Raw genomic sequence first — 12421 nt, forward strand, 5'->3', positions numbered from 1 at the left:
CGCCTGGCGCGAGACGACCGGAGCGCGCCATTCGCTGTCGCTGCGCCTGAGCCGCGCCGGCCCGCTGCTGCAGCTCGACGCCGTGCTCGACGGCGCCGACGGCGAGCGCCGGCGCAGCCTGTTCGGCGAGGAAGCCGGCCGCCTCGCGCTGGACATGAGCGCCGTCGTGCGCGACTGGCTGGACCGGCGCCCGCGCGGCAGCGGACCGCCGCGCGACCTCGACGGCGAAGTCGCCTCGACCTTCGCGCTCGGCGTCGACGCCTACCTGCGCGGCGATCTCGACACGGCGCGGCATTACTTCTCGCTGTGTATCGAGCGCAGCCCGGATTCGCTGCAGCCGCGCCTGCACCTGGCGACGATAGAACTGAAATACGCCGACGTGCAGCGCGCGGCCGACCTCGTCGACGAAGTCCTCGCGCGCGTCGACACACAGCGCCAGCCGCATTTCGCGCTCGATGCGCAGCGCGTGCTCGGCTATGTGGAACTGCAGCGCGGCCGCCTCGACGCCGCCCGGGCCGCGTTCGAGCGCGCGCGTCTGCTGTTCCGTGCCGAATCGACGCCGGCGCAGCGCGCCGTCGTGTTCGACGGCCTGGCGCAAGTCGCCTCGCGCAGCGGACGATTCGCCGAGGCGGCGGAGCATCTGCAGCAGTCGCTGGCCCTGTACGACGCCGTCGACGATGCGGTCGGCCAGGCCACCGCCTGGAACAACATCGGCGTGCTCGAACGCATGCGCGGCCGCACCGCCGCCGCCGAAACCGCGCTGCTGCGCGCGCTCGCGATCGCCCGCGCGCACGACGTGCCCTGGCAGCAATCGCTGACCCTGGCCAACCTGGTCCAGCTTCGCGTGAGCCAGCGGCGCTATCGCGAGGCGCTGCGCCTCGGCGAAGCGGCGCTGATCCAGCTGCAGCCGCCGGCGCCGCGCGACACGCGCGCCGAACGCGTGCTGCTGCAGGAGCTCGCGGTCGCGCGCCTGCAGCTCGGCCAGGCCGGCGTCGCGCGCAGCTACGCCAGGCGTTCGCTGGCCCTGGCCGAGAACGGCGGCGATCCGGCCGGCGCGGCGATGGCGAGCGTCGCACTGGCCCAGGCCGACGTCGCGCTCGGCGAGCCCGACGCGCTGGCCCGCTACCGTAAGGCCATCACCGACTGCGAGACCACCGGCCAGATTCCGCGTGCGGCCTATCACCTGGCCCGGCTGGCCGGCCTGCAGCGGCGCGCCGGCGATCTCGCCGGCCTGCGCGAGTCGGTCGCCTGGACGCGGCGACTCGCGGAACTGGCCAAGACCTCGGACTTGCGCGGGTACACCGCCGCGGCGCAGGCCCAGCTCGATGCGGCCGAGGGTCGCGGCGAACAGGCCCTGCAGCATCTGCTCGACGCGCGCCGGGACGCCCTGCGCGCCGAAGATCGCACGAGCGCGCAACGCTCGGGACTGGACTACGTCGTGCTCGCGATCGAGCTCGGCCGCTCCGACGCGGCCGGCGCCCTGCTCGCCGAGCTCGACGCGGACAACGACACCGAAGGCGACGCCTTGGCGCTCGCCGAAATCTGGCGCCGCGCACGTGGCGACGATGCCGGCGCCGAAGCATTGCGCGCACGGCGCGACCAGCTCGACGCCGCACTGCCGCCGCCGAACGCGACGATCCTCGGCACCGATGCCGGCCGCGGCGGCGAGATCGTGCTCTAGCGACCCCTGCCGGGAAGCGCTGCGCGATTGGTGCGGGGCTGTCCCGCCGACGGCTCGGGGTCGGACTGACCGACTGGGCATGGCGGGTGTGTCCTGATCCGCCCGTCGCTGCCACGTGGGTGTCCCATTCGCCCCCTCGGATTCGGCAGCCATTGGAAAAGTGGGTGTCCCCAAATTCGCCTTCGGGGCCGGATCGACCGGCCGGGCACGTGGCTGTCCCCGGATTCAAAAAGCGGGCGTCCCAGGATTCCCACCCCTCACCGTCCGAAAACATTCTGCAACCAACTGATTATAAAGAAATAAGAATTCCTTGAAACACGCGTAAAGCCTTGATCGGCCGATGACGGTTCTACTCGGCGAACCGCGCCGTGAGGCGCCTGTCCCGAGTCTCGTCCATGCTTCTGCGTGTTTCCCTGCTGGCCTGCGCCTTCGTCGCCGACCCTGCCATCGCGGCCGACCTCGCCGTCACGACCGCCGCCGACGGCGGCCCCGGTTCGCTGCGTCAGGCCGTCGCGGCGGCCAATGCCAATCCCGGCGCCGACACGATCAGTATCGGCAACGTCGGCCCGATCAGCCTGACGGCCGGCACCCTGCTCGTCACCGACGACCTGACCGTGCGCGGCACCGGCGGCAGCCAGGCCGTGCTCAGCAACGCCGCGGCCGCGCAGCCGGTCGCCGACTTCGATCCCGGCCGACTGTTCCTGCTGCGCGGCACGGTCGACCGGCAGATCGTCGTCGCGTTGCAGGATCTCGTGCTCGGCAGCGGCAACACGCACGGCACGGTCGACGCGAACGGCATCGTGACCGACAACGGCGACGGCGGAGCCGTGCGCAGCGAATATGCCGACCTGACCGTCGCCGGCTGCACTTTTTCCGCCAACCACTCGGCCAACGACGGCGGTGCGCTCTGGCAGTACGAAGGCAGGCTGACCGTCCGCGACAGCCTGTTCTCGATCAATGCCGCCGACTTCCACGGCGGTGCCGCGCAGATCACCGGCGGTCAGATCCTTCTGCAGCGCGTGCGTTTCTACGGCAACACGGCGGTATTCGGCGGAGCGCTCGCGACGGCCGACACCGGCACGCAGTTGACCGTGCAGCAGGCTCATTTCGACCGCAACCAGGCGCAGCACACCGGCGGCGCCGGCTATCTCGCACTGTCGTCGCTGGACATGATCGCGGCCACGGTCAGCGCGAACGTCTCGGGACAGCCGCAGGGCGCCGGCCTGTACCTCGTCGCGCCGATCGATGCGCCGGGCACGCCGATGCGCATCGCCAACAGCACGTTCTCCGGCAACGGCACGCCGGCCGACATCGGCGCGAGCGCCGGCGCCGGCATTACGTTGACGGGCGGCCGTCTGCAGCTGCGCAACAGCACGGTCTACGGCAATCCCGTGGCCAGTCCGGGCGGACCGCCGCTCGTCGGCGGCGGTATTTTCGTGCGCAGCGGCGACAATCATCTCGACATGGAAAGCGTGCTGGTCGCCGCTGCCGACGTCGTGCGCGAAATCGAGGCGGAAACCGCCGACAACAGCATCCGCGCGCGTCACAGCCTGATCCAGACATCGCCGGCCCCAGGCACGTTCAACGCCGGCGACAGCGAGAACCTGTTCGACACCGATCCGCTGGTCGCACCGCTGGCCGCCAACGGCGGCTACGCGCCGACCCACGCGATCGCCGCCGGCAGCCCGGCGCGCGATCGCGGCGACAACGTCTATCCGCTGCTGCCGACCGACCAGCGCGGCGTCGACAGCGCGCTCGGCCTGACCTTCCATCGCTATTACGACCGCCCCGACGTCGGTGCCTACGAGTACCTCGGCGAAGACACGATCTTCTACGCCGACCACGAGGATCATTGAGTCACGGGACGGTGCCGCGGCCCGGTCGCACGGGAGCGGGCTGCGGCAGCGGTTATCTGCATCGTTGCCGATGCACGGTTTGACGGGACGGCGCCGTGGCCCGATCACACGGGAGCGGACTGCGGCGCCGTTTTTTATAGAAATTCCATTCTGCCGAATCCGGCTGCTTCATCCGCGGCGGCGCAACGTGGAGCACCACGTGCGCATCCGGCGACCGTCGATGAGCCGGCGACGGGACGCCCTGCGTTTCCGCGGGGCGTCCCGTGCGCGCGTGTCGCGACGAATCAGCGCACGGCGGGCGCGGCGCCGCCGAGATCGATCCGCTGGCCGCTCGCCGTCGTGCCGGACGCGCGGATCACCCAGTTGACGGCGCTGCCGACGCCGCCGGGCGTGAGCTGCAGATGCACTGCGGCGCTGCCGAGCACCGGATCCTCGCCGACGTAGGCGCCCGCATACGAACGGCCGAGGAAGTTCGACAACTCGCCCGCCGCCGGACGCGGTCCGGTTCCGGCCGGATTGGTCACGGCGATGACGATGTCGCCGGGGCCGTTCAGCACGATCGGCTGCTCGAGCACCAGGGTACGCAGGCGCGCGCCGGCGCTGGCGATGACGTATCCCTTCCGCGAACCGACCAGGGTCGCGCCGTTGGTCGGATCGCGGTCGTCGTCCTGATAGACGTAGAAATCGTAGCGATCGCCGGCGTGCACGTAGGCCGGCGATCCCGTCAGGAAGGTGAGCGTCGTCAGCGTGACCGGAAACACCGCGGGCGGCGGCGAGAAGCGGTTCGCCCAGAGCATGGCACACGATTCGCCGCAGCCGGCCGCGCTGTAGCCGCTGGAGAACTGGTCGGCGCGAAGATCGCAGTAGCCGTCGCTGCACTCCACGCTGACCGCATTGCCGCGCACGGCGACCGGCAGCCGCTGGTCCGGCACGTCGCCGGCGCTCTCGTGCAGGACCAGGCGACCGAAGCTCTTTTCCACGGGCACGGTGACGTCTTGCACCGTCGCGGTGACGGTCAGCACCTGGCTCGCGCCCGGCGCCAGGGTGAAGTCCGTCGGTTCGACGGTGAGCGTGTACCCGGCCGGGCTCTCGTGAGCGACCGTCCAGGTGCCGCTGCGCGTCAGCCGGTTGCGCACGGTGCGTGTCCATTGGCAGCGCTCGCCGCAACCGAGGTTGCGCAAGGACGGCAGGTTGAGCTGGTGAATCCGGATCGATCCGCCGTTCGGGTTCGCCGCGTCGTAATTCGCCAGGGTTTCGTCCAACGTCAGCCCGGCCAAGGCCGCCCGGCTCAGGTCGACGCGGCCGCTGCCCACTTCCTCGGGCGTCCACGGCGACACGCCGTCCTCCCGATAACCCACGGTCGATGCCGTCGTCATCAGCGCCGACTTGATCTCGGCCACGGACCAGTCCGGATGCACGGCGCGCAGCAGCGCCGCGCTGCCCGCCACGTGCGGACTGGCCATCGACGTGCCGCTCATCCATTCGTAGTCGCCCGACGCGGGATCGGTCGCCGCATAGATGCCGACGCCGGGGGCCGTGATGTCCGGTTTGGCGAGGTCCTGCAGCGGCGGCGGCGCCGGGCCGCGCAGGCTGAAGTCGCCGACGACGTCGGGCTGCTGCACGCGCTGCAGCGCAGGCTGGAAACGGCCGGTCGTGCCGGCGCCCGGGTCGAAACCGTCGACGAATACCGCGTCCGCCGGCAGCACCGGTTCGGGATGCGCCGCGAGGAAGGCCAGCAGCGCGTCGGAGGTTTCGAGCGACGTGATGCTGAACGCGCCTATCGCCGGCGCGCCGGTGGTGTCCATCCGGAACGGATCGGCCACCTGGTTGACGACGAGGACCATGTCGGCCCCCGCTCCGGCGGCGTTGACGATCTTCTCGGAGAAATTGCAGTCGCCGCGCTGCACGACAGCGATCGCGCCGTCGAAATAGCCGTCAGGAATCGTGCCGCCGGCGGTGCAGCCGCGCAGATTGGGCGCAAACGCGCGCAACGGGCTGGCCGGGCGCTCGCCGACCTGGAGCGCGGACAGCGTCGTGCTGCCGGGGACGACTTCGATCTCGGTCAGCAGCGCCGGCGGCGCGACGGGCCCCGTCACCGACAGCGCCGGGATGAAGCCGATGTCGTGCGTCGACGCGGCGACCGTGGTCACCCACGGACCGAGGTTCGTGACGCGGCCGGCGGGATCCAGGCAACCGGCGTCGGTATTGCCGGCAGCAGCGGCCACGAATATCCCTGCGGCCGCGGCACCGCGGAAATCCGGGTCGTCGGTCCAGGGGTCGCCGTAGCCGCAGGTACGGCCAATGGAATAGTTGATCACGTCGACGTTGTCGGCCACGGCGTTCTGCACGCCGGCTTCGAGCGAATCGCTGAAGCAGCCGCCGGCGCCGCAGACCTTGTAGGCGACGACGGCCGCGCACGGCGCGACACCGGACAGATGGCTGCCTGCCGGCAGTATCGGCGTCGGGACGGCGTCGGCACCCAGGACGTTGCCGGCCGCGGTCGAGGCCACGTGCATGCCGTGGCCGACGCCCGCATCGGGGACCGGATTCGTGCCGGTGCAGGCGATGCCGTCGTTGGCCATGCAGTCGTGCGCCACGAGCTTGGGATGGCCTGCGTCGAAGCCGCAGGCCGGATCGTTCGCGAACGACGGATGACGGGCGTCGGCGCCGGTATCGATGACGCCGATGCGGATGCCGCGGCCGCGCGTGGCGGCCGCATAGGCCGGCACGGCCGTGCCGTTCCAGATCGTGTCCGCGCCGATGAACGTCGGACCGCGATACGTCATCGGTTGCCGCACATCGACCGGGCTGACCTTGACGACGCCGGGCAGCGTCGCGACCGCGGCGGCTTCCTGCGGCGACAGCGGCAGCGAGACGCCGTGGTAGGTGACTTCGTAATGGAACGCCGGCACGACGGGCCGGCCCAGCGCGCGACCGATCTGCTCGAGATGGAGCGATCGCTGCGTGGCCAGATGGGCGGAATACGCGCGTGCCGCGGACGATCGGACATCCAGGCGCGACGAGAACGGAACGCGTGTCGGCGCCGTCCGCTCCAGGCCCGGCAGTCCGCCGTCATAGCCGAGCAGTCCCGGCTCCTCGAATCGAACCAGGTAGCGGCCGACGGGCGACGCCTCGATCTCGCGCACGGCCACGGCGTCCGATTGCGCCGCGGCAGCGGCGTGCGGATCGGTCGCGGCGAACAGCGCCAGCAGGATCGCACCGGGCAGCGCCGAGAAGCGGGAAGAAAAACCAAGCGGGTTCATCATGGACGGTTCCAGAACAGGTGAGCGCGTACGGGGGACGCGAAGGTGGTCCGGCCGCGGCCGGCGGCCGGATCACGTGACGACGGTCGGTGGAACGGTCAGCGCGAAGACTCGAAGCCGCTGGCGAAAATCGCATCGCCGTCTGCGGTCACGGTCAGCGACACCGGCACGCGCACCAGCGGTTGCGCGCGGTCGTTGCTGAACACGCAAAGGTTGGCTTCGTGATCGCCGGGCGGCAGCCCGCGCGCATCGAGATCGACGCTGATCTGCGCCTGCGCGCCCGGCGGCGTCGTGCCGGCGGTCTGCTGCACGCGCAGCCAGGGCACTTGCGCCGGCGATGCGCACTCGCCGCCGGCCACCGCGATGCTCAGGCCGTCGATGCGGATCGATTCGTTGCCGATCGACAGCCCCGGACTGATCGGCGCGGCCAGGCCGGTGACGAGGTTCACCGTATACAGACGGCTGCCGTTGGCCAGATAGAGAACGCCGGTGGATTCGTCGAAATCGGCGCTGAGGTTCGCGCCTTCGACCGGAACGCCGAGCGGACCGACGATCGCCGCGGCACCCGTTTCCTTGTCGATCGCCACCAGGCTGTTGTTGAAATCGTCGATGCCGTACAGCGCGCCGTCCGGCGCAACCGCCAACGCGCGGATGCACACGTTCACCGTTGCGGCTATCGGCGCGATGTAGGTGGCCTGCGCGGTCTGCAGATCGAGGCGATACAAGTCGGAAGCCACCGCCGCCGCGCAGTTGCCGAGATCGGCGGCCGTCGCCGCGAACATCGTTTCCGTGCGGCTGTCCCAGGCCATGGCCGACCAGCGCATGTACGGCGGCATCTGCGCGTTCACCATGACGGCGTCGCCGATGCTGGTGGGCAGCAAGGTGGTGGTATCCGACCAGGCGAAGCCGATGTCGCCGCCATAGCTGCCCAGCGTATAGACGCGAGTGAAATCGTTGCCTGCGAAGTCGGCGATCAGGTAGTCGCCCGAATGCATCGGAACGCCCACGCCCTGCACGATGCGGTCCGGCCGGCTCGCGTCGAAGCTGATCGCGCCGAGCGTGAAACCGTTCCAGGAATTTCTCGCGTTCGCGTAGGCCGGCACGGTGAACACGGAATCCGGCGCCGATCCGGACGTTGCGTCCGCGGCGGATCGACGTGCCGCCGCACGGTGGGCGTGCGCAGTCGAGCGTTCGAATTCCCGCAGCCACGGGCTCAGGTCGGTCGGCGGGAAGTGCGAGCGCGCCTGCGCTTCCCGCAGCGACCAGTCCAGGTCGATTTCGCCGGCATTGCCGATGCTCAAGGTGGCGCCGGCCTGCTGGCCCGCGGCCACCTGGGCATGGATCGCCGTGGACGCCAGGGTCAGCCGGGGCGCGCCGACTTCGACCAGGACGTCGCCGGACGCGTGGCGCGGCACGTCGACGGGCGTCCAGGTGATCACCTGGCCTTCCTGCAGCACGGGGCTGTTGTACGAATACTGCCGGTACGGCGGATCCGACGTCATCGCCGTGAACCCGACCAGGCCGACCGTGGCCGATCCGCCGAAATCCGGATTGGGTTCGGCCACGACGTCGAAGGCCAGATCGCGGTAGACGTAGTGGATGCGACCGGTGCCCTCCTCGAGCACGGCCTGGAACGTGATGCCGCCGGCCTGGTTCGGATAGAGGGCGTGGTCCTTGTCGTCCCACTGCACGATCAGGCGGCGGTTCGGCGCCGTGCCGACCGTCGCGTAATACACGGCGCCATGATTGCCGAGCAGGTCCCAGTAGGCCGCGATGCCGTTGTAGCCGTAGAACGGATAGCTGGAATGCGCGACGGAGCCCATCGTGTCGTTGTCGCCCACCAGCGGCGGCGGCACGACGATCGCCTGCGGGCAGCCGTCGATGTCGTCGGTCGTGCGCAGCGCGAGGGTTCCGCTGTTGTTGATGCACAGGGCGCTGCTGTCGCCTTCGTGGAAGTACTGGCCGTAGAAGCTGATCGGGAACGGCAGCGCGTCCAGCCGGTAGACGCCCGTGGCGCCCAGGGTCAGCGCGGTGCCGGTCGTGCGGATGTCGGTGAACGCGACGCTCGGGTCCGAGCCTTGCTCGTAGCCCGGCCGCGACGCGGTCGCATTCCAGGTGAAGCGCGGAAACTGGTCCCGGGTGCCGGCGGTCGCCACGTGGTTGTAGCGGAAGCTGCCGCCGGGCGGCACGGCCTGCGGCAACAGGTCGAACAGGCGGTCCCAGCCGGAATACTCGTACAGGAACGGCTCGCGGGTCAGCATCGTCAAGGTGTGATAGTTGAGCGTCACGTTGCTGCGGTTGACCATCGTGAAGCAGTAGTTGACCGGTTCGCCCGGCGTCACCGCGATGCTGGTCTGCGTGCCGCAGGCCGGCGGCGGCAAGGTGCTCACGGTCACCTGCAATTCGATGCCGCCCTGTTCGGCGGATTCGTTGGTCAGTGCGAAGCTGGTCTGGACGCCCTGCACGCTCGCCGTCACGGCATAGCTGCCGGCCTGTCCGTTGGCGCGGGCGCCGGTGCTGGCCACGCCGTCGGGTCCGCTCACGGCGCTGCCTGCCGACAGCGTCGCGCTGGCGCCGGAGGCCGGTGCGCTGAAATTCACCGCGGCGCCGATCACCGGCTGGCCGTTCGCATCGACCACGCGAACCGTCAGCGGCGTCGCGAAGGCGGTATTGATTGCCGTGCTTTGCGCGCTGCCGCTGCTCGGCAGCAAGGTGGCGGGCTGGTGGAAACGCGCGACCACCGAGCAATTGGCCAGTATGTGGCCGGTCGTGTAGGTGGTTCCGCTGAGCGTGCCGCCGCAGCCTTCGACGCCGGCGAGGTAGTAGCCGGTATCGGGCACGAGCTGAAAGCTCGCGGTCTGCGCGAACAGCACCGACTGCGGCACGGCCGGCACGATCGCGCCGTGACTGCCGGCGGCCGGGATCACCGTGTAGGTGACGGTCTCCAGCAGGAACTCGACCGTGACGGTGCAATGGCCGGTGACTGGACCGGTGGTATAGACCAGACCGTTGAGCGAGCCGGCACAGCCGGTCACCGCGCCGATGACATAGCCGGGATCGGGCACGAGGGTGAACTGCGCCTGCGTTCCCGGCAGCGCTTCCTGCGGCGCGTTCGGCGTGATCGTTCCGTTGGCTCCGGCCAGCGGCGTGACCACGAACGCGTCGATGTCGATGCGGCCGTCGGGTTTCAGGCGCGCGAGGCCGCGGCGCGCGAGGCCGTTGATCTGGCTGAAGTAGCCCGCGAGCAGGATCTTGCCGTCGCTCTGCACGGCGATGTCCTTGACCCAGGTGTTCGGGCGTGCGTTGAAACCCGCCTCCAGTTCGCCGTTCGCGCTCAGGCGCGCCAGATTCGGCCGCACCACCCCGGCTATCGTGCGAAAGCCGCCGCCGATGAGAATCGCGCCGTCGGCCTGCACGGCGATGCTCTTCACGCCGCCGAGGCCGCCGTCGACCTGAGCGAGGAAACTCGGGTCGCGCGTGCCGTTGGACAGCAGGCGCACGAGCTGGGAGTCGACCGGCGAACCGTCGCCGAGATTGATCTTGGCGACTGCGCCGACGAGGTAGCGGCCGTCGGGCAGCCGGTGCAGGGCCGTGACGTCGGCAATCGTCGGCGTGGCCGGAAACACCGTATGCAGCGAGCCGTCGGCGTTCAGCCGGCCGAGATAGCCGCCGTCGCCGGAGCCGCCGCCGACCAGGATGCGGCCGTTCGGTTCCAGCAGCAGCGAGTAGATGTTGATGTCGTCGTTGGCACCGAAATCCGCGTTGAACCCGCCGTCCAGCGCGCCGTTGGCCTGCAGCCGCACGAGATGGGGCATGGCGCTCGCCGTCAGCAGCTGCCGTCCGGCGACGAGGATTCCGCCGTCGGGCTGCACCAGCACTTTTTCCACAAAGGCATCCGGCCCCAGCGCCGGCGAGAACGCCGTGTCGCGGCTGCCGTCGACGTTGTTGCGGATCAGTCCCTCTTCGCCGCCGTAGAGGATTTTTCCGTCCGCCTGCGGCGCCACGGCATAGACCACGGAGCCGCCGGTGTTGCCTTCCTGATACACGCCGGTGCCGTCGGCGAAATTCGCCTCGGCGGCGCCGTCGGTCGGAGCCAGCCGGGCGACCTTGAGCCGGTCCCGCCCGCCGATCCGGGTGAACCAGCCGCCCGCCACGATGCGGCCGTCGGCCAGCACCTCGACCGCCTCGACGTTGGCGTTCGGCGCGGGATCGAACACGGCGTTGGCCTCGGGCACGAAACTGGCCGACACGGTGCAGTCGGCATAGACCCAGCCCGTGAGGTAGTCGTTGCCGCTACGCCGTCCGTCGCCGCAACCGGAAACCGAAGCGAGCACGCGGCCCGGCTCCGGAACGAACGTGATCAGGGTCTTGCCGCCTTCGTTCACCGCCTGCGGCGTCGCCGGAACGGCGCTGCCGCCCTCGCTGACGCGCGGCGTGACCGACAGCGGCGCCGTCGCGCCGTTGTCCACGCGGCCGTCGCTGTGCAGGCGCGCGATGTGATTGCGCGTGAGACCGTTGATCTGGGTGAAGTGGGCGCCCAGGACGAGCTTGCCGTCGGCCTGCAGCGCCACGTCGTAGACGGGCGCCGCGTTCATTTCCGCGGCCAGGAAATCCGTATCGAGTGCACCGTCGCCGCCGAGCCGGGCCAAAGTGCGACGCACCGCCCCGCCGACCGTGTTGAATTCGCCGGCGATCACGATGCGGCTGCCGTCCCGCGCGATCGCGTCGACGTCGCCGCGCACGTTGGGCAGAAACGCGGTATCGATGCTGCCGTCGCCGTTCAGGCGCACCAGCGTGCCGCGATCGACGCCGCCGAGCGCGAAGCCATAGCCGCCGCCGACGAGGATCTTGCCGTCGGCCTGGAGCTCCAGCGTCTTGATGTTCGAGTCGGCTGGCACCGGCGGCAACGGCTCGCCGGTGTCGGCCTGGCCGTTCGGCAGCAGGCGCAGCAACCGGCCGAAGCCGGCGACGAGTATGCGGCCGTCGGCCTGCACCACGACGCTTTCGATCGCAACCGGAGACTCCGTCAGCGAACCCGCGTCGAAACTGGGGTCGAGGCTGCCGTCGGCGTTCAGGCGCGCGAGATTGTTCCGCGACTGGCCGCCGATGGCCATGAACTCGCCGCCGATCAGGATGCGGCCGTCGGCCTGCAGCGCGATGCTGTGGATCCGCGGCGTGCCGGCGGTGGCGGCGTCGATGAAGCTGCCGTCGACGCTGCCGTCGGCATTGAGTCGCAGCAGGCCGCCGTTGCCCTGGCTGCCCTTGCCGCCGATCAGCGCCTTGCCGTCGGCCTGCACGGCGATCGCGAGAACGTCGCGCGGCACCGCGGAGTTGTGAAAAGCCGGATCGACGCTGCCGTCCGGGTTCAGCCGCGCGTACTGGTCGCGCGGCTGCCCGCCCACCGACGTGAACGGGCCGGCGATCAGGAGGTCGCCGTCGGGGAATGTCGCGACCCGGGTCACGTTGCTGTCGACATTGGGGTCGAAGGCCTGCGCCGCACCGGCGCCGAACAAGGCCAGCCAGGTCGAGACGAGCAGAGCGCCGGCTCTCGGCCAGGCGCCGGAGCGCCGGCGCGTGGCGGCCGCCGCAGCGCCCGGCGTTGCTGTGGCCGCGCGGTCAGC

4 protein-coding genes are annotated in these 12421 nt (G+C 70.4%); 2 read left to right on the top strand and 2 right to left on the bottom strand.

Annotated features, from left to right (window positions below; genetic code table 11):
* Both NON22_RS12685 and NON22_RS12690 read left to right on the top strand, forming a co-directional pair.
* Positions 1 to 1681 (top strand): tetratricopeptide repeat protein (locus tag NON22_RS12685; RefSeq protein WP_257387310.1); only part of this gene is annotated, 1681 nt, incomplete at its 5' end.
* Positions 1682 to 2076: 395 nt separating this feature from the next.
* Positions 2077 to 3537, top strand: a complete 1461-nt coding sequence (locus NON22_RS12690) for a choice-of-anchor Q domain-containing protein (protein WP_257387311.1) — start codon at positions 2077 to 2079, stop codon at positions 3535 to 3537.
* Between the two features lie 284 nt (positions 3538 to 3821).
* Here NON22_RS12690 and NON22_RS12695 read toward each other — a convergent pair whose 3' ends face one another.
* Complete coding sequence (locus NON22_RS12695) at positions 3822 to 6803, bottom strand: S8 family serine peptidase (RefSeq protein WP_257387312.1); 2982 nt, start codon at positions 6801 to 6803, stop codon at positions 3822 to 3824.
* Positions 6804 to 6898: 95 nt separating this feature from the next.
* Entirely contained in the window at positions 6899 to 12313 is a 5415-nt protein-coding gene (locus tag NON22_RS12700; RefSeq protein ID WP_257387313.1) for a hypothetical protein, read from the bottom strand.
* Positions 12314 to 12421 lie beyond the last annotated feature (108 nt).

This window comes from Tahibacter caeni, assembly GCF_024609805.1.
Classification (GTDB): domain Bacteria; phylum Pseudomonadota; class Gammaproteobacteria; order Xanthomonadales; family Rhodanobacteraceae; genus Tahibacter; species Tahibacter caeni.

Excerpts from the sequence above, each read along its gene's own strand:
- NON22_RS12690 (WP_257387311.1), top strand. The coding sequence starts at position 2,077 with ATGCTTCTGCGTGTTTCCCTGCTGGCCTGCGCCTTCGTCGCCGACCCT.
- NON22_RS12695 (WP_257387312.1), bottom strand. The coding sequence starts at position 6,803 with ATGATGAACCCGCTTGGTTTTTCTTCCCGCTTCTCGGCGCTGCCCGGT.